Source organism: Ruegeria sp. CE6 (assembly GCF_056537485.1).
This window is the reverse complement of sequence record NZ_JBQFRR010000001.1, coordinates 1,010,540-1,033,177: the sequence shown is the minus strand read 5'-3', so window position 1 is coordinate 1,033,177 and position 22,638 is coordinate 1,010,540. Positions and strand designations below refer to the sequence as shown.

The window sequence follows — 22,638 nt, the reverse complement described above, 5'->3', positions numbered from 1 at the left end:
TCAATTTGCCGGCATGGTCGTGCCTGTAGCGGCCAGCGTCAAGGGGGAAGGGGTGGACCAATTCCCCATTTGCAGGGTACGAGTTAAGACAATTTCAAATGCAGGGATTTAAACGATGCATATGCAAGGGAAAACGGTACTGATCACAGGGGCAAGCCGAGGCATTGGAGCGGAAGCCGGGCGCGTTTTTGCCGCAGCTGGGGCCAATGTGGCCTTGGTCGCACGCAGCCGCGATCAGATTGACGCTCTGGCTGCGGCATTGGGTGAAAATGCCATGGCGCTGGCCTGCGATGTCAGCGATTTTTCCCAGGTCGAACAGACAGTTGCCGATTGCATCGACCGGTTCGGCAAGCTGGATGTGCTAATCGGGAACGCGGGCGTCATTGATCCGATCTTTCATCTTTCGAATGCCGACACCCGGGCCTGGAGCCAAGCAATCGACATCAACTTGAAGGGTGTCTTTTATGGAATGCGTGCCGTCCTGCCCATCATGCGGGCAGCAGGCGGCGGGACCGTTCTGACAGTCTCGTCCGGTGCCGCGTCGAACCCGGTCGAAGCCTGGAGCCACTATTGCGCATCAAAAGCCGGGGCCAAGATGCTGACCGAATGCCTGCATCTGGAAGAGGCGCATCACGGTATTCGCGCAATGGGCCTGTCCCCGGGAACTGTGGCCACAGATATGCAGCGGGTGATCAAGGCCAGCGGAATCAATCCAGTAAGTCAGCTGGATTGGGACGATCACATCCCCGCAGACTGGCCCGCGCGGGCGTTGATGTGGATGTGCTCGGCAGATGCGGATGAGTTCTTGGGGACCGAGATATCGCTGCGCAACGAAGACATCCGAAAAAGGGTTGGGCTGACGTGATCGAACTGACACAGGATAATGGGCTGTGGACCGTCACGTTGAACAATCCGGATAAGGCCAATGCGCTGACCTCAGCGATGCTAAGCGAATTGGTTCGCATCGCAGAGGCGGCGACCGAGGCACGTGCATTGATCCTGACGGGGGCGGGCCGGGTCTTCAGTGCGGGCGCCGATCTTGAAGAAGCGCGGGCGGGCCTTGCGACCTCCGATCTTTGGGAGAGGTTGTCGGGTGCCATTGCCGCCTTGCCCTGTCTGACGGTGGCCGCGCTCAACGGCACTTTGGCCGGTGGAGCCAACGGTATGGTGCTGGCCTGTGACCTGCGTATCGCAGTGCCCTCGGCCAAGTTCTTTTACCCGGTCATGAAGCTGGGATTCTTGCCGCAGCCCTCGGATCCCAAGCGGATGGCAGAGTTGATCGGCCCGGCCAGAACCCGGCTTATACTGATGGCTGGACAGAAGATTTCTGCAGAAGAAGCCTATAGTTTTGGGCTGGTTGATCGGGTGGTTGAGCCCGAACATTTGATACCAACTGCACAAGAACTTGTAGCCGACAGCCTGTCCGCAGATCCGTCGGTTGCTGCGGGCATAGCCGGATTGTGCCCATGAGGTTGGCCGCGCTCCGATTGCGGGTGGCGGACCCGGATGCGTTGGCGGCGTTTTATCGTGATGCGCTTGGCATGTCTGTCAGGGTTGAAGGCGCCAATCGTCGTCTTGGATATTCCGGTCAGGATGCCGATCTGTTGCTGATGCCGGGTGGCGGGGGCTACCGCCACGACCCGGGGCAGCGGTATTGGAAGATCGGGATCACGTTGCCGGATGTTGATCTTGCCGCAGAACACCTGCGCCAGAAGGGTATCCCGGTCAGCGCGCCGCGGCAGTTTCTGGATATCGGCTATATGTGCCATCTGAATGACTCCGAAGGGTTTGCCATTGAACTGCTTCAGCAGGATTTCGAGGGCAACCGACCGGTTGATGCTACAAGCCCGGACGCCCCCTTCGCGAAGGCCTGTATCGGCCAGATCACTTTGCGAACCGGCGATATTGCAACCGAAGATGTGTTTTGCCGATCCATGGGACTGTCTTTGCTGTCTCTGCAGGATGTCGAACCTCATGGGTTCGATCTGCATTTCTATGCGTTCACCGCAGAGGAGCCTCCCAACCCCGATCTCTGGGCGGTTGAGAATCGCGAATGGCTGTGGAAGCGCCCATATACCACGTTGGAATACCAGCATATTCCGAACGCTCGGTTTGCTCCGGTGCCGGATTATCTTGGGATCGAGGTTGAAGGGCTGACCGACCCGAAAAAGGATGTGTTCGGTGATCCCTGGCTTCCGGCCTGATCAACGTCTGCGCCGTTTGCCCGGCACTTTTGAGCGAAACCCCGGCGGGCGTTTGCGCACCCAATTCAGGAACTTCTCAAGCCTCGGATGTTTGCGCAGTGCATCGACAGTGTGGAAGTCACGCGCCAGTTCGGCCTCGGTCAGTGTCGCGTGAATCTCTTTGTGGCATATCTGATGCAATAAAACCGTGGGCCCGCCCTTGCCTCCCTTAAGCTTTGGGATCAGATGGTGCAGGCTTCCACCACCTTCGGGGATCGGACGGTTGCAGAGCGGGCAGATCGGATCGGAATTTGCCATGACCTAACTTCGCGCTGATGCGTGTACAGGGCAAGAGGGACACAATGGCGCAAACCATGGTCATCGGGGCAGGACCAGCGGGGCTAATGGCCGCCGAACAGCTTGCCGCCGCCGGGCACGAGGTTGTAGTGGCCGAAGCCAAGCCGTCTGTCGCGCGTAAATTCCTGATGGCGGGTAAGTCCGGCCTGAACCTGACCAAGGATGAGCCTTTTGACATGCTTATGGGCGCATACGGGGATGCAAAGGATTGGTTGCATCCGATGATACAAGCGTTTGACGCACAGGCGGTGAAGGCTTGGGCCGGTGATCTTGGGCAAGAGATGTTCACGGGCTCTACCGGGCGCGTGTTTCCGAAAGTCATGAAGGCCTCACCCTTGCTGCGGGCTTGGCTGGCCAGATTGGATCAGGCCGGTGTTCAGATCAGGACACGCTGGCGCTGGCAGGGATGGCAAGGTGGCGCGTTGGCTTTTGAGACGCCAGATGGCATGCAGTTTTGCTCGCCCGACGCGACGGTTTTGGCATTAGGGGGCGCCAGCTGGGCGCGGTTGGGTTCGGATGGCGCTTGGGCCCAGTGGCTTGCGGACAGCGGAGTTGATCTAACACCGTTTGCACCGGCTAACGCCGCTCTGTCAGTCGATTGGAGCCCCTATATGCAGCCACATTTTGGCGCGGCGCTCAAGTCGGTGCGGTGGATGGCGGGCGATCTGGATAGCCGTGGTGAGGCCACTATTTCCGCAAAAGGCCTGGAAGGTGGCGGTATGTATGCCCTGACCCCTGCGCTGCGGATGGGGGCGCCGCTGTTTGTTGATCTGGTCCCGGATGTGACGGCTGAAGGGATGCAGGCGCGATTGGACGCGAAGAAATCAAAGGCAACGCTTTCGCATTGGTTGAAGAATGGTCTGCGACTGTCTCCGCAAAAGGTCGCTTTGTTCCACGAAATGACTAAGGGCCGCGCATTGAAGCAAACGCAATGGATCGGTGCGCTGAAAAACCTGCCCATCAGGTATGCTGGGCTACGCCCGATGGATGAGGCGATCTCAACCGCTGGCGGGGTAGCATTGGGTGCAGTGGACAGCGGTTTGATGCTGATTGCATGTCCGGGCGTTTTTTGCGCGGGCGAGATGCTGGATTGGGAAGCCCCGACCGGTGGTTATCTTCTGACCGCCTGTCTGGCGACGGGACGTTGGGCCGGTCAGTCGGCGGCAACGTGGTTGGCGCGCTAGGCCTTAACCCGATCGGGCCAGCATCGCCAGACGGATCATGGCACGCTCGACCAGTGCCATCGCAGGTGCGGTTTGACCTGCCGAGCGCAAGGATAGGTCCGTATCTGTAAGGACGGTTAAAGCGGTCTGCAGCTTGGGCGCCCCCCATCCCTGAGCTTGCCTCAGGATCCGGTCACGTCGTTTGCCATAGACCGGAGGGCGCAGCTTGCCGATACCCTGCGCGGCGCCTCCAGGGTCGGATGCGCAGGCATAGAGCGTTCGGAAATGCCGCGTCGCCCCAATACACAAGGTGACCCCGTTGGTGCCCTGCGCCTGCAGGCGTCGGATAAGGGGGCCGATTTCCTGTGCTCGGCCCTCGGCAACGACGTTCAATACATCATCCAGCGCCGCCTCGGTCGACCGCGGCGCACAGGCTTCAATGTCTTCAATCGTCAGTTCACCGGCGTCACCGCGTTTGTAAAGCGACAGTTTGTCAACTGATTGAGTGAAATCACCAGGGCTGAGCGCCATTGCAAGTTCGCTTAGCGTCGACATCGAATCGCGCGGAATATTCTTCAATCCGGCTTGCGCCAGAATGCGCTCCACCTCGGCGCGCGAGGGCGGGTCATCGTAGATGCCAACAGCGTATGCGGCAGGGTTCGCTTCGAATGCTTTGCGGATTTTCGAGCTGGGTTTGAGCTGCCCGGCCGTCACGATGATCTGTGCATCGCCATGATCCCAGTCTTCAAGGGCTGTGAGAATCGCAGGCGCTGCGACATCGGTGGCGTCTTCAACAAACACCGCGCGGGGACCGGGGAAAAATCCGACAGCCTTGACCGCGTCCAGCAACAGGGCCGGATCGCTGCGTAGATCGCTTCCGGGAATGCGGGTCAGGCGCATTTCCTCTTCGGCGCCAGGTCCCAGCAAAGCCGCCAGCACCTGTTGGCGCTTCAACGCAACGCGCATCGCGTCCGCCCCGTAGATCAGCAATCCGGCTTTGTCCGCGTCCGGCTTGGAAAAATACCCTTCAGCCTCACGCGGGCTCAACTTCATGTGGACAGGCCCGGCGTGGCGTAAAGGCGGTTCACGATCTGATCGGCTAGAATCACCATCAGCCGCTCGGTCGCATCACGCTCATCTGCCAGTGTAGACACGGTCGAGCCTGCAGCAGAATAACCGACAAACTCGGTAACGTTGCCCGAGGCAATGACTTGCCCGGTTGCGTTGGATTTCAGCGCGTAAGTCGCATTCCCGTCGATCGTATAGCGATTGGTTTCATTCGCTGTGGTGATCGAGGCCCTGCGGGTGACCGTCGAAACCCCCACATCCAGCTTGTATTCGTTGCCCGAGGTCGCGCTTCGACCTAATTTGCGTTCCAGATTCTGGACAAGCAGAAAGCTTTCGACGGTATTCGGCGCTGACACCTCGACCTTGCCATCCAAGGCCGAGCCTGATCCTCCGGGCGCATAAACCGGCTCGAACCCGCAAGCGGCGAGCGCCAGCGGCATCAACAACAGGGTTCTACGATCAAACGACGACATTAACGATCCGGCCCGGAACAACGATCACTTTCTTCGGTGCAGCGCCATCCAGCGCCTTTTGCACAGCTTCGGTGCTGAGGGCGATTTTTTCAACCTCTGCTTTATCCAGATCTTTGGCTACGCTGATCTCGGCCCGACGCTTGCCGTTGATCTGAATCGGTAGGGTTATGGTGTCATCGATCAGCATCGTCTCATCCGCGATGGGCCAGGGCGCGGTTGCAACCAGGCCTTCGCCGCCCAGCATCTGCCAAAGTTCTTCGGACAAGTGTGGCGTCATCGGCGACATCAGCTGCGCTAGTGTCTTGGCTGCCTCGCGCTTGACTGCAGAGCCCGCTTTGGATTTGGCAAGCGTGTTGGTGAATGCATAAAGCTTTGCGATAGATGCGTTAAAGCCAAAGGATTCGACCCCGCCCGATACGTCATGAATGGCTTTGTGCATCTCACGTAGCAGCGTTTCGTCATCTGCTGTGGCCGGCAAGTCCGATTCTGCGATTTCTGCGGCGATGCGGTGCACGCGGCTGAGATGTTTGAACGCGGCTTCGGCGCCCGACGCGGTCCATTCCACGTCGCGCTCAGGTGGGGAGTCGGACAGAACAAACCAGCGCGCAGTATCCGCACCAAAGGCCGAGATGATGCTGACCGGATCGACGACGTTCTTTTTCGACTTGGACATTTTGGCTGAGGGGATGATTTCAACCTCGGTGCCGTCGGTCAGCTTGCCGTCGGTCACGTCTTCGGGCAGGTGATAGACCGGGCGACCGTTGGCGTCGCGTGTTTGATAAATTTCATGAGTCACCATGCCTTGAGTGAACAGCGCGTTGAACGGCTCAATCGCTTTCTTCGGCAAATGACCAGTGATGTTCATCGCCCGCGCGAAGAAGCGCGAATAGAGCAGGTGCAGAATCGCATGCTCAATACCACCGATATATTGGTCGACATTCATCCAATACTCGGCTTCGGCAAGATCGGTGGGCGTTTCCGCGCGTGGAGCGGTGAAACGGGCGAAGTACCACGACGAATCGACAAATGTGTCCATCGTGTCAGTTTCCCGCTTGGCTGGAGCGCCGCAGGAAGGGCAAGGGGTGTCGCGCCAGCTGGGGTGGCGGTCCAGCGGGTTGCCGGGGATCGAAAAATCTATGGGTTTGCTGTTGCCGTCATCATAAGGCAGCTCGATCGGCAGATTATCTTTCTTCTCGGGGACCGTGCCGCATTGATCACAATGCACAACAGGAATCGGGCAGCCCCAATAGCGCTGGCGGCTGAGCCCCCAATCGCGCAGGCGGTATTTGGTAACACCTTCACCCCAACCGGCCTTTTCGGCGAAATCAACGGTGGCATTGATGGCCTCGTCACCCGTTGCCTCGGTGAGACCCGCAAAATGATTCACCCAGCGGACTTTCTCGGTTTTCGGCGGAACAAACGCGATCTTGTCGACCGGAGTGTCATCATCCAGTGCAAAGAATGTGTCGACCACAGGCAGGCCGTATTTACGACAGAAATCGAGGTCACGTTGATCATGAGCTGGGCAGGCAAAAATGGCGCCGGTGCCATAGTCCATCAGGATAAAGTTGGCGATCCAGACCGGCAGCTCCCAGCTGGGGTCGAGTGGATGTTTTACACGTATGTCGGTGTCATAACCCAGCTTTTCGGCGGTTTCGATCGCCTCTTCGGTGGTGCCGCCCTTGCGGCATTCAGCAACGAATTCAGCGACTTTCGGGTTTTCTGCCTCAAGCTGCTTGGCAATCGGATGATCGGGCGAGATGCCAACAAACGACGCGCCCATCAGCGTATCGGGCCGTGTCGTGTAGACGGTGATCGGCTCACCTCCATCGGTGCGTTCGAACCCGAATTGCAGGCCACGGGACTTGCCGATCCAGTTCTCTTGCATCAGGCGTACCTTGGCGGGCCAGTTATCCAGCGTATCCAGCGCGTCGAGCAGTTCCTCGGAATAATCGGAAATCTTGAAAAACCACTGAGTCAACTCGCGACGCTCAACCAAGGCGCCTGAACGCCAGCCACGGCCGTTTTCTACCTGTTCATTGGCCAAAACAGTCATATCGACTGGGTCCCAGTTCACCACGGCGTTCTTGCGATAGACCAGACCGGCCTCGAGCATATCCAGGAACAAAGCCTGCTGCTGGCCGTAGTATTCCGGATCACAGGTGGCGAATTCACGAGACCAGTCGATCGACAGGCCCAGCGGCTTCATCTGTCCGCGCATGTCGGCGATATTGCCGTAGGTCCAATCTTTGGGGTGGCCACCACTGGCCATTGCGGCGTTTTCCGCAGGCATCCCGAACGCGTCCCAGCCCATCGGGTGCAGCACGTTATGACCGGTTGCGAGCTTGTGGCGGGCGATCACATCTCCCATCGTGTAGTTGCGTACATGCCCCATGTGGATACGGCCAGACGGGTAGGGGAACATCTCAAGCACATAGTATTTCGGCTTGTCCGCCTTGTGATTGGCGGTGAAGATTCCGGCCTTGTCCCAGGCCTCCTGCCATTTTGCTTCGATTTCGTTGGCCGAGTAGCGCGACATCATGCGGTCCTTCGTGAATGAAAACGCCGGGTAGGAACCCGGCGTGGTAATAGTGTGATTTTTGTCGGGTTTCTAGAACTTGTTGTCCGCAATGCGTAGCTGACGCGCGCGAGACAGGATCGCATCTTCGACGGCGCGCGACGTTGCAGCGCTGACCGGAGAACCGCCACTGGTCTGAAGAGCTACGGACAAAGAACGCGCTTCCAAAGCGGGATCACTGATGTGAACTGTCGCGCGATAGGAACGCCCGCCGCCGGGCGGTGTGCCATAACCCGTTACGATCACTCCGGTAAACGGATCGACCTCTTGGATCGGTAAGAAATTCAATACATCCAGCGATGCGGCCCACAGATAGCGATTTACCTGAGTGACCTGCTCTGAGGTGTTCGGGCCAAATACATCCCAAATCGTCGAACGATTCGGGTCATTCAGTTCGCGTTCCTCGGTCGAGCTGCCATCAGCGGTCAACACACTTGCATCGCCAGGCGGTGGCCCTCCGCAGGCTGATAAGGCAGCCGTTACCATGATCAAACCTGGAATCGTAATACGGCGCATCGTTGGAAGGTCCCGTGTCACTTGTTTTGCTCTGTCGAGTGATACTCCTAGACAAGGACCCGTACAGCAACAACCCTATTCTTTTATGATCGACTCGCGCGAACCGCACGATCCGTTGAATTCGACTGTGGCATCCTTGCACCAATTTGGGCCGAATGACGTCTTTGCGTTTATGCCAAGCTTGCGCAACGGGGGCAAAAAAAGCGAAACGGTGTCCGTGCTGAGACGCGTGCTTTGCATGTGTCGAGTAGAAAATCTTTGAAACCGAGGGAAACAAGATGAAAAAAGTTCTCTTCGCAACGACCGCACTGATTGCAACCGCAAGTGTTGCAGCGGCCGAAGTAAAGTTCAGCGGTTACGGCCGCTTTGGTCTGGGATACCTGGAAGACCGTACAGGTACCGTTGACGCAATTGGTGGTGGTGAAGCGACCGGCGTAGAAACCGACGAAACCATCCTGGTCTCGCGCTTCCGTCTGAACATCGACGGAATCGTTGAAACTGACGGCGGCGTTCGCTTTGAAGGCCGTGTTCGTCTGCAGGCAGACGAAGATGCCGGCAACGGCGAAGCAAACTCCGCTGGCCTCAACGGCGCACGCTTCTCGGTCATCTTCGGTGGTCTGCGTGTTGACGCCGGTAACGTAGCCGGTTCGTTCGACAACTTGGCAAACTACTACGGTAACGAGCCTGGCCTGGAAAGCTTCATTGGTCAGTACTCGGGCGTCGACTATGACTTCCTGGCGTATTCGTCGACCGGTTCGGGCGCAAACGCTGTGTTCTTCCAGTACGCAGTTGGCGACTTCGCCTTCGGCGCGTCGTATGACCAGCGTACATTTGCTGACGAAGCTGTTGCGGGTGCGGACACTGATGATGCAGACCGCTGGGACATCAGCGCAACCTACACCTTCGGTAACGTAACTGCCGCTCTGGCCTACGGTCAGACCAGCGGTCTGGGCGACGCCGACAAGCAGAGCCTGACCGTTCTGACCCTGGGTGCAGAATTCGGTGACTTCTCCGGTACTCTGTTCGTTGCAGACGATGACGTTGCAAACGATGACCGCAACGGCACCGCATACGGTCTGTCGGCAGCCTACAACCTGGGCGCGGCAACCACTCTGACCTTCGCTTACGGTGACGGTTCGGCAGACGACGATCTGCAGCAGTACGGCATCGGTGCCATCTACGACCTGGGTGGCGGTGCATCGCTGCGCGGTGGTATCGGCAACCAGAAGCGTGGCGACGGCGACAGCCAGCTGCGTGCCGACTTTGGTGCTCAGTTCAACTTCTAAGTTGATCTGAACCACAAGGTTCAAGGGCAGGTCTTCGGACCTGCCCTTTTCTTTTGCCGCCACATGGTGTTTTGCTGCTTCAGACGCAGAATGAGGGACCCATGTCGCTGCAAGAAATCACCGATCGAATAGCCAAAGCTGAATCTGCGGCACGACGCGCCGAAGGCTCGGTGCAATTAATCGCGGTTTCCAAGGTGCAACCTAACGACCGGGTCGAAGCCGTGTTGAAGCAGGGCCACCGGTGTTTCGGAGAAAACCGTGTGCAGGAAGCCGCTGGCAAATGGCCTGCATTTCGCGAGAGTTTTCCGGACATCGATCTGCATCTGATCGGTCCATTGCAAACAAACAAGGCACGGCAGGCGATTGATCTTTGCAATGCCATCCATTCAGTTGATCGACCAAAGCTCGCCAAAACATTGGCGCGATTGGCACAAGAAATGGGTAAGTGCCCCGATCTTTTTATACAGATCAACACAGGCGAAGAGGATCAGAAGGCCGGTACTCTCCCACAAGATGCTGATGCGTTCATTGCAGAATGCCGCGGCATGGACCTGCCCGTCCGAGGTTTGATGTGCATTCCACCGGTTGAAGAGGAGCCCGCGCTGCACTTCGCGCTATTAGCAAAAATCGCCGAGCGGAATGGGCTGGAGGGTTTGTCGATGGGAATGAGCAGTGATTTTGAATCGGCAATCGCCTTGGGTGCCACACACGTCCGTATTGGGTCTGCCATATTCGGGGCGCGGGTTAAGCCTCAGGGATGATCAGCCGTGTGCCCGGCGTGATTTTTTGGGCAATCCAACGTAGGTGGTCGCGCCTGAATGCGATGCAGCCTTCGGTCGGAAACCGTGGGCGTCGCCATTGATGCAGGAAGATGGCCGATCCCCGGCTGGGTTCTGAATTGGGATAGTTCCAATCGGTTATCAAGATCAGGTCATAAAGCGGATCTGGGCGACGCAGTTTTTCGTGACTGAAATCATGAGGCGCCCGCACCAAATGGTTATACGCATCGTCCTCTACGTCGTCTGACCATAAATCGCGCGGTCCGATCGGTCGTGCCCAATGCGCCGGCCGTGGCATTCGGTCTGCGCGATAGAGCATACCCACAATGTGATGCACACCTGTTGGTGTTGTTCCGTCACCTTCCTGCTTGGTTGGGCTCAAGCCCCCTTTGCCTATAGCGCAGGGGAACAGGTGCCCGAGAAACCGAATGCCACGTGGTGTAAGAACCAGATCGCTTGGTGTCACAGCAGGTGGCCTGACTTTGCCGCTTTGGTCGCCAGATACGCGCGGTTGAAATCTGTTTCACCTACTTTCAACGGAACACGTTCGGTGACGGCGATACCTGTGCGTTCCATCATCGCGATTTTTGCAGGGTTGTTGGTCAGCAGACGGACCGAATTGAAGCCCAGCGATTTCAGGATATCCGAGCCGAGCCTGAAATCCCGTTCATCGTCTTCGAATCCAAGCCGGTGATTGGCCTCGACTGTGTCAAATCCCTGATCCTGAAGAAAATAGGCGCGCATTTTGTTGGCGAGCCCGATCCCACGTCCTTCCTGATTCAGATATAGCAGGACACCCGCACCCTCGTCCCCCATCTGGGCCAAGGCCCCGCGCAGTTGCGGGCCACAGTCACATTTCAGGCTGCCCATGAGATCGCCAGTAAAACAGGCCGAATGCAGCCGCGCGAGGACGGGCTTGTCGCGGTCGGGGCGACCGATTTCAACCGCGTAGTGTTCCTCTCCACCATCTTCGGGGCGGAATACATGCAGGCGCCCGGCCTCCGACACTTCCATCGGCAGGCGTGCGGCGACGACAGGGTGCAGAGCACTGCGATCTGTCAGATGTGGCGCGGCCCGGGCATGGTCAATGCAGGTCAGACCATGATCTGCCGCAAATTCGCGCCCGTCTTGAATAGGGGCGACGACGGCGGCCGGGAGCAAGTGCGCCGACTTGGCCAACGCAATAGCGATCCGGTGCAGATTTGCGCTGCCTTGCCGTTCGGTCATCAGCGGGCCCTTCATCGGGGCGTTCAGATCATCGGACGGGTCGGCCACCGCCTGCACCCAGCTCAGCCCAGCATCCGCCGGGATCATGACGCGAGCAAGATCGCCGTCATATGCACGCGCTTTAAGTGTTTCAGCGCGCCGAACCGTGATGGCGACAACGGGATCCCCGCCCAAGCCGCGCAAATCGGCCAACCTTTGCGGGCTCAGGGTCTCGGTGGCGAATGCGAGTACTCCAAATCCCAGTTCGTCGGTCAGAACAACGGGAACACCCATACGCAGGTCAGCCCGCGCCCGTGCCAGCAATTCGGTGATGTCGGGAGTGAGACTCATGCAGTTTACCTTGAAACGATCAGACCCTGTCCTACCCCGATCACTGGAAAATGTGAAACATTTCCTCGGCGTCAGACACGAGGGCGTGAGACGACTGCAGTAAATCTTGCTGATTGCATTCTTCATACGCAAGTGATGGAAAAGGCTTAGGAGGACCGTACATGGCTCAGCTCAAGAAAATCCTGCTGGTGGATGACGACGAAGACCTGCGCGAAGCGCTCAGCGAGCAACTTGTCATGACCGAAGACTTTGACGTGTTCGAGGCGTCCGATGGCGCGTCGGCAATGGAACGCGCGCGCGAAGCAATATACGATCTGGTGATTCTGGATGTCGGCCTGCCGGATACCGATGGCCGTGAGCTGTGTCGCCTGATGCGCAAGCAGGGCGTCAAAAGCCCGGTGCTGATGCTGACTGGGCACGACAGCGATGCTGACACGATCCTGGGTCTTGATGCTGGCGCAAATGATTATGTCAGCAAGCCTTTTAAATTTCCGGTTCTTCTTGCCCGGATTCGGGCCCAACTGCGCCAGCATGAACAATCCGAGGATGCGGTCTTTGTTCTGGGGCCCTACACCTTCAAACCGGCCATGAAGATGCTGATGACCGAAGATGATCGCAAGATCCGCCTGACCGAGAAAGAGACTAACATTCTCAAGTTCCTCTATCGATCAACTGACGGCGTTGTTGCACGTGATGTTCTTTTGCATGAGGTCTGGGGTTACAACGCAGGCGTTACAACGCACACGCTTGAAACCCATATCTATCGTCTGCGTCAGAAGATTGAACCCGACCCGTCGAATGCGCGCCTTTTGGTCACAGAATCGGGCGGATATCGCCTTGTTGCTTGACTAATGGTGGATTGACTTGGATCAAAGTGATACTCTGTAGGTATCTTTAGATTACTCCCAACCCGCGCATGTCCGGGTTATGACATGCACCTCCCTGTTGGACTGCCGGGCCTGATGGCCCGGCTTTTTTTTGTAGGGTGCAACTGTATCGTGCAGGGCGATATCGGCACCGGGCATCCGATTTCATTCAATGAAATCGGGCCGGAAACTTTGCAAGTTTCCGTCACCGCCGGGTCAGGCAACATTGCTTTGTTTTTCGATGGCACCTCGCTTGGCGCCGCGCTAACCTGCGGCAACTTCGACAAAGGAACCCCCGGATATGCCCTTCACCCTTGCCACATGGAACATCAATTCGGTCCGCCTGCGCGAGCCTATCGTTCTGAAATTGCTGCAGGAAGAGGCACCGGATGTGCTGTGTCTACAGGAATGCAAATCGCCGGTCGACAAAATCCCGACCGAAGGGTTCGCCGAGCTGGGCTATACGCATATGATTGCGCGGGGCCAGAAGGGGTATAACGGCGTCGCCATACTGTCGCGCCTTCCGCTTGAGGAAGTAGGGGATAAGGATTTCGCGGGTCTGGGTCATGCGCGACACATTGCGGGGCGGTTGGAGAATGGCGTGACCATTCATAATTTCTATGTCCCCGCTGGGGGCGACGTGCCGGATCGCGAAGTGAACGAGAAGTTTGGCCAAAAGCTGGATTACCTCGCTGACATGCGCGATTGGTTCCGTGCGGAAAAGCCGAAAAAATCCATTCTGGTAGGCGATCTGAATATTGCGCCCCGCGAAGATGATGTCTGGTCGCACAAGCAGTTGCTGAAGGTGGTTTCACATACGCCGATCGAGGTTGAAACGCTGGCCGAGACTCAGGATGCAGGTGGCTGGGTCGATATCACCCGGCAGGATATTCCCGAGGGCCAGCTATACAGCTGGTGGTCTTATCGGGCACGAGATTGGGATGCCGCCGACAAGGGACGCAGGCTGGATCATGTCTGGGCTACGCCTGATATCTCGAACGCGGGTCATTCCAGCCGCATTCTGCGCGACGCGCGCGGATGGGAAAAACCCAGTGATCATGCCCCGGTATTTGCCACGTTTGACGTCTGACCGAAGCAAATTCGCCGAACTCTCCCCTTGGTTTCTGCCGCATTGGACTGCATATAGGGCGCAAGTTCGAACCAGAGAGTATAAGCCATGGACCTTCTGAACGGCGCAGGCAGCCCCCAAGCCACTGATCTGATTAAAGACGGGACCGAGGCCACCTTCATGGCCGATGTGGTCGAAGCCTCACAAGAGACGCCGATCATCGTTGACTTCTGGGCGCCTTGGTGCGGCCCCTGCAAAACGCTGGGCCCGGCGTTGGAAGAGGCCGTGACCGCTGCCAAGGGTGCGGTCAAGATGGTCAAGATCAACGTGGACGAAGCGCAGATGATTGCAGGACAACTGCGCATCCAGTCGATTCCGATGGTCTATGCATTTCACAAAGGCCAACCGATCGACGGGTTTCAGGGCGCTTTGCCAGGGTCCGAGATCAAGGCCTTTATCGATCGTGTGATCGAAGCCGCGGGCGGTGAAAGCCCGGGTGGTCAACTGGATGATGCTGTGCAGGCTGCCGAAGAAATGTTGACCGAGGGGGCCGCTGTAGACGCGGCACAGACTTTTGCCGCCATACTGGGTGAAGACCCCAATCACGCCGCCGCTTATGGCGGGTTGGTGCGCGCGCATATTGCATCGGGGGATCTGGATCAGGCTGAGGCGATCCTCAATGGTGCGCCTGCCGAGATTTCCACTTCACCCGAGGTTGAAGCGGCCCATGCGCAACTGGAATTGGCCAAGCAGGCTGCAGATGCTGGTCCGGTAGGTGAGTTGACTGCAACAGTTGAGGCCGAGCCAGACAACCATCAAGCCCGTTTCGATCTGGCGCAGGCCCTGCATGCCAATGGCGATGTCGAAGAGGCAGTGGCTCAACTGTTGGAATTGTTCCGCCGCGATCGCGAGTGGAATGATGGGGCAGCAAAGGCGCAGCTCTTCACAATTTTCGATGCGCTCAAGCCCAATGACCCGATTGTTCTGAACGGGCGGCGCAAGCTCAGCTCGATGATATTTGCCTAATCTCCGATCAGAACTAAACTCGGGTACATGATGCATCCTGCCGATTTGCCGGAAACGGTATCCGTTTTCCCTTTGCCCGGAGCGCTGCTGCTGCCACGGTCTCGCCTGCCGCTGCATATTTTTGAGCCGCGCTACCTGCAGATGCTGGACGACGCGCTGAAAACGCAAGAACGCCTGATCGGGATGGTTCAACCGAATACCTGTCAGGGGGACGAAACTAAGTTGCACCAGATTGGATGCGCTGGACGGGTCACCCAGTTTTCCGAGACCGAAGACGGCAGGTATCTGATTACGCTGACGGGAATCTCTCGGTTCAGGGTCAAATCAGAGTTGGACAGTTTCACCCCGTATCGCCGGGTTTCGGTGTCTTGGGACGGGTTTGACCGTGATCTGGGCAAGGCCGAGGTAGATGACGGTTTTGATCGGAACAGGTTCCTGCGGCTGTTGGAACGGTTTTTTTCGTCCCGTCAGTTGTCCACCGATTGGGACACGATGAAAGATGCCGATGACGAGCTTTTGGTCAATTCCCTGTCAATGATGCTAGAGTTTGACCCCGAGGAAAAGCAAGCCCTGCTTGAGGCCCCCTGCCTGCGCACCCGGCGCGAGACATTGGTGACATTGATTGAATTCGCCATGCGCGGCGGATCGAATGAGGAAAAACTGCAATGAGCGATACCGAACACGCCTTTGACCGCCATATGCTTGAGGCGTTGATTTGTCCGCAGACCCACACGACGCTGCACTATGATGCCGAACGGCAAGAGCTGGTGTCAAAAGCCGCCGCTCTGGCCTTTCCAATCCGCAACGGTATTCCAGTGATGCTAGTGGATGAGGCCCGAGAGCTGGACTAGATCGGGTGTCCCTGCAGCAGCTTAGGTAGATCGCCGGTCAAACCTGCCGCTTCGCGCACAAAGCCTCGGCGCAGTCCGGGCAGCGACCCGACAATACCCATTCCAATATCCCGACCTATGCGGAGCAGGGGATTGTCGTTCGAAAACAGCTTGTTGAACACATCAGTCGCCATCGCAAGCGAGGCTGTGTCGAACCGGCGCCACTCTTGATAGCGCTCCAGCACAAGCGTTGATCCGATATCCTCGCCACGTCGTCCCGCAAGGGTCAGAACCTCGGCCAATGCACCGACATCACGCAGGCCTGCGTTCAGGCCTTGCCCGGCGATGGGGTGCATGCCATGGGCGGCGTCTCCGACCAAAGCCAACCGGTCCGAGATGAAGGAATTGGCGATGGTCAGGTTCAACGGGTATGTGAACCGGTCACCCTGCAGGCGGATATCCCCCAGGAAATCGCCAAAGCGCGGGCGCAGAACTTGTAGGTAATCTGCCTCGGGCAGCGCATTGATCTGCGCGGACGTCTCAGTGCGTTCGCTCCAGACGATGGAACTGCGGTTCCCTGTCAGCGGCAGAATCGCCAACGGGCCGGGGGGCATGAAGAACTGATGGGCGATACCGTGATGCGGTAGCTCGTGTTCAATGGCGCAGACCAGAGCGGTCTGGCCATAGTCCCAGCCGGTTCGTTTGATTCCGGCGCGCATAGCGGTGCCGCTGCGGCGGCCATCGCAACCCACCAGTAGGCTGCCGGACAAGGTGGCACCGTCATCTAGCGTCAGCGTTGCCCCGTTTGCCGAGATGTCCTGATACACGACCGTTTTGCCGCTGATTTCGGTAATCCCGTCTTGTTCGGTCATGGCCTCCAGAAAAGCCCGCCGCAGGTGGCGATCTTCAACCATATAGCCCATCGGGCCTTCTTCGATCTCGGCATGATCAAAATGCATGAAGAACGGGGAAGGTCCGGCACCGGCATGGCCATCCGTTACCTTGATCTCCAGCATCGGCTGGGCGCGCTCTTCCACCTTTTCCCAAACGCCTATCGCGTCGAGCAGACGTTGCGACGCCAATGCCAGCGCATAGGCGCGCCCGTCGAAGGCCGCATTCTTGCGCACTTTCTCTGCCAGAGCGTCAACAACCACGACTGAATGCCCGGTCTGGGCCAGCGCCAGCGCAAGGGCAGGGCCGTTCAGGCCACCACCAACGATCAGGATATCGGATCTGTGTTCCATGTGCTGCAATATGCGCGCCCTTTCGGGATTGTCCATGTGCGGTCCTGTCGCTACCGTCCGATCACGGAACTACTCGGGAGGGGACCGGATGCAAGACTGGCTGACCATGACGGCATGTGATTTGGGCCGTGGTATCGGAATGGGGCAGATCGATCCGGTTGAACTGACAGAAACTTATCTGAGCGCGATTGACGCCCATCCACATCGCGATCGGATCTATGCCCGGGTGACCCACGATCGCGCCCGCGCCGAGGCCCTTGCGGCGCAAGAGCGGGCCAAGCTTGGCCTGCGGCGGTCTTTGTTGGATGGCGTCCCGATCAGCTGGAAAGACCTGTTTGACACGGCAGGCGTAGGGACCGAGGCCGGTTCGGCCCTGTTGGAAGGCCGCGTGCCCGAATCCGATGCGCAGGTGGTGCGGAACGCGACCGCGATGGGTACGGTCTGTCTGGGTAAAACGCATATGAGCGAATTGGCGTTCTCGGGTTTGGGTCTAAACCCTGTGACGGCTACGCCTCCATGCGTGAATGACGAAGACGCAGTGCCGGGCGGCTCATCTTCAGGTGCAGGAGCTTCGGTGGCTTGGGGGCTTGCTGCAGGCGGCGTTGGCTCGGACACGGGTGGATCGGTGCGGATTCCCTCGGCCTGGAACGATCTGGTGGGGCTGAAAACCACGGCGGGGCGCGTTAGCCTTGAGGGCGTCGTGCCGCTCTGCCTGAAATTCGATACCGTTGGGCCTCTGGCGCGATCAATTGAGGACGCCGCACATATGCTTGCCGCGCTTGAGGGCACCGCCCCGGCTGACCTGCGCGGGGCGTCATTGATCGGTCGCCGCTTTGCTGATTTACAGAACGTCGCCAAGGACGATCTGCGCGAAGCACCCGCTAAGGCCTATGATGAGGCGCTGGCGCGCCTGAAAGAGGCCGGGGCCGAGATCGTTCCGCTTGACGTGCCTGAGCTGAACGAAGCGATGAGCCTGTCGGGTGTGCTCTATACAACCGAAGCCTACGGCTTGTGGCGAGATGTGATAGAAGCGAACCCCGAAGCGATGTATCCCGAAATCCTTGAACGGTTCCGAATGGGCAAGGCCTATTCCGGCCCCGATTACGTGGCCGCTTGGTCGAAACTAACCGCTTGTCGACAGGCTTGGGATGCGGCCACTGCGGGCTTTGACGCCGTGCTTGCGCCGACGGCCCCGATCCTACCGCCCAATCTCGACCGGTTGATGAATGATCATGACTACTATGTTACCGAAAATCTCTTGGCTCTCCGCAACACCCGGATCGGCAATCTGATGGGGCTTGCGGCACTGACTTTGCCCACGGGAACACCCGGTTGCGGGCTGATGATGTTGGGCTATCCGGGGTCGGAAGAGGCCTTGTTACGGCTCGGCTCAGCAGCCGAAAGGGCTTTGACCTGAATGCCACAATCCCCTGATTCGGCACCTCTTTGTCTGGACGAAGCCCGGGTCGATCTGTAATCTGCCATAAAACGGGGCGCAAAATGACCCCGAAATTGAGGCAGTATCATGAATTTCCCCGAGCGGTTTTCGAACCTACCGGAATACGCGTTTCCGCGTCTACGCGCCCTGTTGGATCATCATCAGCCGGGTGGTGAAGTCGTTCACATGACCATTGGCGAGCCCAAGCATGATTTCCCATCTTGGGTGACCGACGTGATCATGGAAAACGCCGCCGGGTTTCAGGGCTATCCCCCGAACGAAGGCTCACCTGAATTGCGCGCAGCGATCACGGGTTGGATCAACCGCCGCTATGGTGTGTCGATGGATGCAGATGCCAATGTGATGGCACTGAACGGCACGCGCGAGGGTCTGTACAATGCCGCAATGGCGTTGTGCCCTGAGAAGAAGAACGGACAGCAGCCAATCATCCTGTGCCCGAACCCGTTTTATCAGGTTTACATGGTCGCCTCGATTTCGGTCGGCGCGCAGCCCTATTTTGTACCTGCAACCGCTGCGACCGGCCATCTACCGGACTATGCAGGCCTGCCCGAAGAGATTCTGAACCGCACTGCAGTGGCTTATATCTGCTCACCCGCGAACCCTCAGGGGGCGGTCGCCTCGCGCGATTACTGGGTCGAGCTGATTCAATTGGCTGAAAAGTACGATTTCCGCATCTTTGCCGATGAATGCTATTCCGAAATCTACCGCGACGCCGCGCCGGTTGGCGCGCTGACCGTTGCGCAGGAACTGGGTGCTGACCCCGAACGTGTCACGCTGTTCAACTCTCTGTCCAAGCGGTCGAACTTGGCCGGGCTGCGGTCGGGGCTGATCGCAGGTGGACCTGAAACAATCAGCCGTGTCAAACTGTTGCGCAGCTATGCGGGTGCCCCTTTGCCCGCCCCGCTGCAGGCCGCCGCCGCCAAGGTTTGGGCGGATGAAGCGCATGTGCAGGAAAACCGCGCGCTGTATCAGGAGAAATACGCCGTCGCGGATGAGGTTTTCGCAGGCGTACAAGGCTACATGCCGCCCGAGGCCGGGTTCTTCCTGTGGCTGCCGGTCGAAAACGGTGAAGAAACCGCATTGAAGCTTTGGCAGGAAACCGGTGTTCGGGTTCTGCCGGGCGCATATCTTTCTCAAGGTGATCCGGGGCAAAACCCGGGCGAGCAATTTATCCGGGTCGCGATGGTGGCCCCAAAAACAGAGATGAAGCGCGGGCTGATTACACTCCGCGACTGCATCTATTCGTGAGGTACGAGGGCAAAATGGCATCATATAACGCGCGAAACCGTGACCCGCTGCTGGACAGCAACACGCAAGCCGCCATTGAACGGCGTAGCAAAGAACTGATCGGGATCGCTTTGATCCTGTTGGGGTTGGCCGCTGCAGCGATGATCTGGTCCTATACCCCCGATGATCCAAACTGGATGGTTTCGACCGATGCGCCCGTGCAAAACTGGATGGGGCGCATTGGGGCCTCGATTGCCGCGCCGTTGTTTATGATCGTGGGTTGGGGCAGCTTGGGTGTCGCCTTGGTGCTGATCACTTGGGGCGTTCGATTTGCAGGTCATTTAGGTGAAGACCGTGCCATTGCCCGCCTGATTTTTGCGCCGATCTGGATCGCCGTTCTGGCTGTCTACGCAGCGACTCTGGTGCCGGGTGCCGAATGGCGGACGACGCACAGCTATGGCTTGGGTGGTCTATTCGGCGATACAGTGATGGGTGCGATTTTGACTTTGTTGCCGATCTCATCGCATTTCCTGGTCAAGCTGATGTCGCTGGCGATGGCGGTCGGTATGCTGGCTCTGGGTGTATTCGTGTTGGGTTTCGGCAAAGCGGACGTTCGCAATGGCTTCCGGGCGTTTCTGTTGGGACTGGTCATGGCCTATGATCTGTTGATGAACGCGCTGGGACGCGGGGCATCGGCGACAGCGCGGGCAGCACGGGACCGGAAGGCCCAATGGGCCGAGCGCAAGGCCGAACGTGCAGTTCCGGTTCAGGCGGATTTTGACGACGACCTGGCCTACGCTGATCCGGTCTTTGAGGACCCTGAGATTGAAGCGCAGGAACCTGTCGCCAAGACAGGCCTTCTGGCTCGGATGCCTTCCCTGATCCGTCGTCCTGACCCTATGCCCGAGCCTGAGTTGGTCGAAAACGTTGCGGTCGAAGGGTATTACGACATGCCGGGTGAGGATCGCATCCGGTCCAAGATTTCCGCCGCTGTGCGCAATCGTAAAGTGGCCGCTGGTGTGCTAACGCCCGAACCCGATCCCAACTTGCCATTGACCAAAGGGCGGGGCAGGGGACCGGACCCGTTGATTTTGAACTCTGGCGCGGCAGACGAGTTGCCGCCCGAACCCCCGATGACCTCTGCAGGTTTGCCACCCGAACCACCGCTGACAGCAGGATCTGATGTTGAGACGCTGGCGGCTGACTCCGAGGCTGATAATTGGATGCGGCAGGACTATGTTTCCGAACCGGACTATGATGATGAGGCCGTGTTTGATGATGCCCCCGAACCCGCGCTCCAACCGAGACAGGCTGTCAAGATTCCTGTCGCTGAGCCGCGTAAACCTGTAGTAGCTCAACCGGTCCGACGCACTCCTCCACCTTCGCGCAGGGCGCAAGCCGAAGCACAGCCGACACTTTCTTTCGAGGAACGGCATTCCGATTTCGAACTGCCACCGCTGGGCCTTCTGTCCAACCCTGCAAGCATCCAACGCCATCACCTAAGCGATGAGGCGCTCGAGGAAAATGCGCGGATGCTGGAAAACGTGCTGGATGACTACGGCGTCAAGGGCGAGATCGTAAGTGTCCGCCCCGGTCCGGTTGTGACCATGTACGAATTGGAGCCTGCACCGGGTTTAAAAGCCAGCCGTGTGATCGGTTTGGCCGACGATATCGCACGCTCAATGTCGGCTTTGTCCGCGCGGGTTTCAACTCTACCGGGGCGCTCGGTTATTGGCATTGAACTGCCCAATGAAAACCGTGAGATGGTGGTGCTGCGCGAAATCCTCGCCAGTCGCGATTTCGGCGATGGTAATCATGCGCTGCCCTTGGCGTTGGGCAAGGATATCGGCGGTGAGTCCGTGGTGGCGAACTTGGCAAAAATGCCTCACCTCTTGATCGCTGGTACGACTGGTTCCGGTAAGTCGGTGGCAATCAATACGATGATCCTGTCGCTGCTTTATAAGCTAACGCCGGATGAGTGCCGCCTGATCATGATCGACCCCAAGATGCTGGAACTGTCGGTCTATGACGGTATCCCGCACCTGCTTTCGCCCGTTGTGACCGACCCGAAAAAGGCGGTTGTGGCCCTGAAATGGGTCGTGGGCGAGATGGAGGATCGCTATCGCAAAATGTCCAAAATGGGCGTGCGCAATATCGCGGGCTACAATGGCCGCGTGAAGGATGCGCTATCCAAGGGCGAGATGTTCAGCCGCACGGTCCAGACCGGCTTTGACGATGAAACCGGCGAGCCAATGTTCGAGACCGAAGAATTCGCGCCCGAAGCAATGCCTTATATCGTTGTGATCGTCGACGAGATGGCTGACCTGATGATGGTTGCGGGCAAGGAGATCGAGGCCTGCATTCAACGTCTGGCGCAGATGGCGCGGGCCTCGGGCATTCACCTGATCATGGCCACTCAGCGCCCCTCTGTTGATGTGATCACCGGGACGATCAAGGCGAACTTCCCGACCCGTATTTCGTTCCAGGTGACTTCGAAAGTCGACAGTCGCACCATTTTGGGCGAGATGGGTGCCGAACAACTTCTGGGGCAGGGCGACATGCTGTATATGGCGGGCGGGGCGAAGATCACCCGTTGTCACGGTCCGTTTGTCTCGGATGAAGAGGTCGAAGAAATCGTCAACCACCTGAAACAGTTCGGCCCGCCGGCCTACATGAGTGGCGTGGTAGATGGCCCGGCCGAGGAAAAGGCTGACAATATCGACGCTGTTCTGGGCCTGAACACGGGTGGCAACACGAACGGAGAAGACGCCCTTTACGACCAGGCAGTGGCGATTGTGATCAAAGATCGCAAATGCTCGACGTCCTACATTCAGCGAAAACTTGCCATTGGCTACAACAAAGCTGCGCGGCTTGTTGAGCAGATGGAGGACGAAGGCGTTGTTTCCGGGGCAAATCACGTTGGAAAACGCGAAATCCTCGTCCCCGAGCAGTAAGAT

General features: G+C 58.2%; 22 protein-coding genes. 14 read left to right on the top strand and 8 right to left on the bottom strand.

What is annotated here, in order from left to right; translation table 11 throughout:
• Positions 1-115 precede the first annotated feature (115 nt).
• The 3 genes from ACR0DK_RS05125 to ACR0DK_RS05115 are packed head-to-tail and all read left to right on the top strand — an operon-like array spanning position 116 to position 2,204.
• Complete coding sequence (locus ACR0DK_RS05125; RefSeq protein ID WP_170398908.1) at positions 116-865, top strand: SDR family oxidoreductase; 750 nt, start codon at positions 116-118, stop codon at positions 863-865.
• Positions 862-1,470, top strand: coding sequence for an enoyl-CoA hydratase/isomerase family protein (locus ACR0DK_RS05120; protein ID WP_170425866.1), 609 nt, complete (start codon positions 862-864; stop codon positions 1,468-1,470). The genes ACR0DK_RS05125 and ACR0DK_RS05120 overlap by 4 nt, the downstream gene beginning before the upstream one ends.
• Entirely contained in the window at positions 1,467-2,204 is a 738-nt protein-coding gene (locus ACR0DK_RS05115) for a VOC family protein (protein ID WP_170646752.1), read from the top strand. Before ACR0DK_RS05120 ends, ACR0DK_RS05115 begins: the two co-directional genes overlap by 4 nt.
• Here the strand turns inward: ACR0DK_RS05115 and ACR0DK_RS05110 are convergent, their stop codons facing one another.
• On the bottom strand, positions 2,205-2,501 hold the full coding sequence (locus tag ACR0DK_RS05110) for an HNH endonuclease (RefSeq protein ID WP_170646751.1): 297 nt from the start codon (positions 2,499-2,501) through the stop codon (positions 2,205-2,207).
• 44 nt (positions 2,502-2,545) lie between these two features.
• On the opposite strand from ACR0DK_RS05110, the gene ACR0DK_RS05105 reads away from it, so the two are divergent.
• Positions 2,546-3,724 carry a TIGR03862 family flavoprotein gene (locus tag ACR0DK_RS05105; RefSeq protein ID WP_480735018.1) on the top strand — a complete coding sequence of 393 codons (1,179 nt, stop codon included), beginning with the start codon at positions 2,546-2,548 and terminating at the stop codon, positions 3,722-3,724.
• 3 nt (positions 3,725-3,727) lie between these two features.
• Here ACR0DK_RS05105 and holA read toward each other — a convergent pair whose 3' ends face one another.
• The 4 genes from holA to ACR0DK_RS05085 all read right to left on the bottom strand — a co-directional run bounded on the left by holA (position 3,728) and on the right by ACR0DK_RS05085 (position 8,338).
• Entirely contained in the window at positions 3,728-4,756 is a 1,029-nt protein-coding gene (holA, locus tag ACR0DK_RS05100) for a DNA polymerase III subunit delta (RefSeq protein WP_170732534.1), read from the bottom strand.
• Positions 4,753-5,244 (bottom strand): LPS assembly lipoprotein LptE, encoded by a 492-nt coding sequence (gene lptE / locus ACR0DK_RS05095; protein WP_170732533.1) that lies wholly within the window; start codon positions 5,242-5,244, stop codon positions 4,753-4,755. The genes holA and lptE overlap by 4 nt, the downstream gene beginning before the upstream one ends.
• Positions 5,231-7,783, bottom strand: a complete 2,553-nt coding sequence (gene leuS, locus ACR0DK_RS05090) for a leucine--tRNA ligase (protein ID WP_480735015.1) — start codon at positions 7,781-7,783, stop codon at positions 5,231-5,233. The genes lptE and leuS overlap by 14 nt, the downstream gene beginning before the upstream one ends.
• Before the next feature lie 72 nt (positions 7,784-7,855).
• Positions 7,856-8,338: a DUF3576 domain-containing protein gene (locus ACR0DK_RS05085; RefSeq protein WP_170398884.1), complete on the bottom strand. Its 483-nt coding sequence runs from the start codon at positions 8,336-8,338 to the stop codon at positions 7,856-7,858.
• Positions 8,339-8,616: 278 nt separating this feature from the next.
• Between ACR0DK_RS05085 and ACR0DK_RS05080 the strand changes: the two genes are divergently transcribed.
• Positions 8,617-9,624 carry a porin gene (locus ACR0DK_RS05080; RefSeq protein WP_170398881.1) on the top strand — a complete coding sequence of 336 codons (1,008 nt, stop codon included), beginning with the start codon at positions 8,617-8,619 and terminating at the stop codon, positions 9,622-9,624.
• Positions 9,625-9,725: 101 nt separating this feature from the next.
• Positions 9,726-10,385 carry a YggS family pyridoxal phosphate-dependent enzyme gene (locus ACR0DK_RS05075; protein ID WP_480735013.1) on the top strand — a complete coding sequence of 220 codons (660 nt, stop codon included), beginning with the start codon at positions 9,726-9,728 and terminating at the stop codon, positions 10,383-10,385.
• Here ACR0DK_RS05075 and ACR0DK_RS05070 read toward each other — a convergent pair.
• Positions 10,369-10,869: a L,D-transpeptidase family protein gene (locus ACR0DK_RS05070; protein ID WP_170406691.1), complete on the bottom strand. Its 501-nt coding sequence runs from the start codon at positions 10,867-10,869 to the stop codon at positions 10,369-10,371. The genes ACR0DK_RS05075 and ACR0DK_RS05070 overlap by 17 nt on opposite strands.
• Positions 10,866-11,960, bottom strand: coding sequence for a GTP cyclohydrolase II (gene ribA, locus ACR0DK_RS05065; protein ID WP_170425856.1), 1,095 nt, complete (start codon positions 11,958-11,960; stop codon positions 10,866-10,868). The genes ACR0DK_RS05070 and ribA overlap by 4 nt, the downstream gene beginning before the upstream one ends.
• 161 nt (positions 11,961-12,121) lie before the next feature.
• Here ribA and ACR0DK_RS05060 point away from each other — a divergent pair, with 161 nt between their 5' ends.
• The 5 genes from ACR0DK_RS05060 to ACR0DK_RS05040 all read left to right on the top strand — a co-directional run bounded on the left by ACR0DK_RS05060 (position 12,122) and on the right by ACR0DK_RS05040 (position 15,772).
• A complete protein-coding gene (locus ACR0DK_RS05060) occupies positions 12,122-12,808 on the top strand; it encodes a response regulator transcription factor (RefSeq protein ID WP_170398869.1) in 687 nt (228 codons plus the stop codon).
• A gap of 319 nt (positions 12,809-13,127) precedes the next feature.
• Positions 13,128-13,916 (top strand): exodeoxyribonuclease III, encoded by a 789-nt coding sequence (locus ACR0DK_RS05055; RefSeq protein ID WP_170596801.1) that lies wholly within the window; start codon positions 13,128-13,130, stop codon positions 13,914-13,916.
• An 87-nt stretch (positions 13,917-14,003) separates the two neighbouring features.
• A complete protein-coding gene (locus ACR0DK_RS05050; protein ID WP_170398864.1) occupies positions 14,004-14,921 on the top strand; it encodes a thioredoxin family protein in 918 nt (305 codons plus the stop codon).
• A 27-nt stretch (positions 14,922-14,948) separates the two neighbouring features.
• Positions 14,949-15,590: an LON peptidase substrate-binding domain-containing protein gene (locus tag ACR0DK_RS05045; protein ID WP_170398861.1), complete on the top strand. Its 642-nt coding sequence runs from the start codon at positions 14,949-14,951 to the stop codon at positions 15,588-15,590.
• A complete protein-coding gene (locus ACR0DK_RS05040; RefSeq protein ID WP_170398842.1) occupies positions 15,587-15,772 on the top strand; it encodes a Trm112 family protein in 186 nt (61 codons plus the stop codon). The genes ACR0DK_RS05045 and ACR0DK_RS05040 overlap by 4 nt, the downstream gene beginning before the upstream one ends.
• Here ACR0DK_RS05040 and ACR0DK_RS05035 read toward each other — a convergent pair.
• Positions 15,769-16,995, bottom strand: a complete 1,227-nt coding sequence (locus ACR0DK_RS05035; protein ID WP_480735008.1) for an FAD-dependent monooxygenase — start codon at positions 16,993-16,995, stop codon at positions 15,769-15,771. The two genes, ACR0DK_RS05040 and ACR0DK_RS05035, sit on opposite strands and share 4 nt — an antisense overlap.
• Positions 16,996-17,083: 88 nt before the next feature.
• Here ACR0DK_RS05035 and ACR0DK_RS05030 point away from each other — a divergent pair, with 88 nt between their 5' ends.
• The 3 genes from ACR0DK_RS05030 to ACR0DK_RS05020 all read left to right on the top strand — a co-directional run bounded on the left by ACR0DK_RS05030 (position 17,084) and on the right by ACR0DK_RS05020 (position 22,635).
• Positions 17,084-18,412: an amidase gene (locus ACR0DK_RS05030; RefSeq protein ID WP_480735006.1), complete on the top strand. Its 1,329-nt coding sequence runs from the start codon at positions 17,084-17,086 to the stop codon at positions 18,410-18,412.
• 108 nt (positions 18,413-18,520) lie between these two features.
• Positions 18,521-19,702 carry an aminotransferase class I/II-fold pyridoxal phosphate-dependent enzyme gene (locus ACR0DK_RS05025; RefSeq protein ID WP_170425846.1) on the top strand — a complete coding sequence of 394 codons (1,182 nt, stop codon included), beginning with the start codon at positions 18,521-18,523 and terminating at the stop codon, positions 19,700-19,702.
• Between the two features lie 14 nt (positions 19,703-19,716).
• Positions 19,717-22,635, top strand: coding sequence for a DNA translocase FtsK (locus ACR0DK_RS05020; protein WP_480735004.1), 2,919 nt, complete (start codon positions 19,717-19,719; stop codon positions 22,633-22,635).
• Positions 22,636-22,638 lie beyond the last annotated feature (3 nt).

What these genes read in the sequence shown, in the direction of transcription:
- ACR0DK_RS05125 (WP_170398908.1), top strand. Translation starts at nt 116, where the DNA reads ATGCATATGCAAGGGAAAACGGTACTGATCACAGGGGCAAGCCGAGGC.
- ACR0DK_RS05115 (WP_170646752.1), top strand. Translation starts at nt 1,467, where the DNA reads ATGAGGTTGGCCGCGCTCCGATTGCGGGTGGCGGACCCGGATGCGTTG.
- ACR0DK_RS05110 (WP_170646751.1), bottom strand. Translation starts at nt 2,501, where the DNA reads ATGGCAAATTCCGATCCGATCTGCCCGCTCTGCAACCGTCCGATCCCC.
- ACR0DK_RS05105 (WP_480735018.1), top strand. Translation starts at nt 2,546, where the DNA reads ATGGCGCAAACCATGGTCATCGGGGCAGGACCAGCGGGGCTAATGGCC.
- holA (WP_170732534.1), bottom strand. Translation starts at nt 4,756, where the DNA reads ATGAAGTTGAGCCCGCGTGAGGCTGAAGGGTATTTTTCCAAGCCGGAC.
- lptE (WP_170732533.1), bottom strand. Translation starts at nt 5,244, where the DNA reads ATGTCGTCGTTTGATCGTAGAACCCTGTTGTTGATGCCGCTGGCGCTC.
- leuS (WP_480735015.1), bottom strand. Translation starts at nt 7,783, where the DNA reads ATGTCGCGCTACTCGGCCAACGAAATCGAAGCAAAATGGCAGGAGGCC.
- ACR0DK_RS05085 (WP_170398884.1), bottom strand. Translation starts at nt 8,338, where the DNA reads ATGCGCCGTATTACGATTCCAGGTTTGATCATGGTAACGGCTGCCTTA.
- ACR0DK_RS05080 (WP_170398881.1), top strand. Translation starts at nt 8,617, where the DNA reads ATGAAAAAAGTTCTCTTCGCAACGACCGCACTGATTGCAACCGCAAGT.
- ACR0DK_RS05075 (WP_480735013.1), top strand. Translation starts at nt 9,726, where the DNA reads ATGTCGCTGCAAGAAATCACCGATCGAATAGCCAAAGCTGAATCTGCG.
- ribA (WP_170425856.1), bottom strand. Translation starts at nt 11,960, where the DNA reads ATGAGTCTCACTCCCGACATCACCGAATTGCTGGCACGGGCGCGGGCT.
- ACR0DK_RS05060 (WP_170398869.1), top strand. Translation starts at nt 12,122, where the DNA reads ATGGCTCAGCTCAAGAAAATCCTGCTGGTGGATGACGACGAAGACCTG.
- ACR0DK_RS05055 (WP_170596801.1), top strand. Translation starts at nt 13,128, where the DNA reads ATGCCCTTCACCCTTGCCACATGGAACATCAATTCGGTCCGCCTGCGC.
- ACR0DK_RS05050 (WP_170398864.1), top strand. Translation starts at nt 14,004, where the DNA reads ATGGACCTTCTGAACGGCGCAGGCAGCCCCCAAGCCACTGATCTGATT.
- ACR0DK_RS05045 (WP_170398861.1), top strand. Translation starts at nt 14,949, where the DNA reads ATGATGCATCCTGCCGATTTGCCGGAAACGGTATCCGTTTTCCCTTTG.
- ACR0DK_RS05040 (WP_170398842.1), top strand. Translation starts at nt 15,587, where the DNA reads ATGAGCGATACCGAACACGCCTTTGACCGCCATATGCTTGAGGCGTTG.
- ACR0DK_RS05035 (WP_480735008.1), bottom strand. Translation starts at nt 16,995, where the DNA reads ATGGAACACAGATCCGATATCCTGATCGTTGGTGGTGGCCTGAACGGC.
- ACR0DK_RS05030 (WP_480735006.1), top strand. Translation starts at nt 17,084, where the DNA reads ATGCAAGACTGGCTGACCATGACGGCATGTGATTTGGGCCGTGGTATC.
- ACR0DK_RS05025 (WP_170425846.1), top strand. Translation starts at nt 18,521, where the DNA reads ATGAATTTCCCCGAGCGGTTTTCGAACCTACCGGAATACGCGTTTCCG.
- ACR0DK_RS05020 (WP_480735004.1), top strand. Translation starts at nt 19,717, where the DNA reads ATGGCATCATATAACGCGCGAAACCGTGACCCGCTGCTGGACAGCAAC.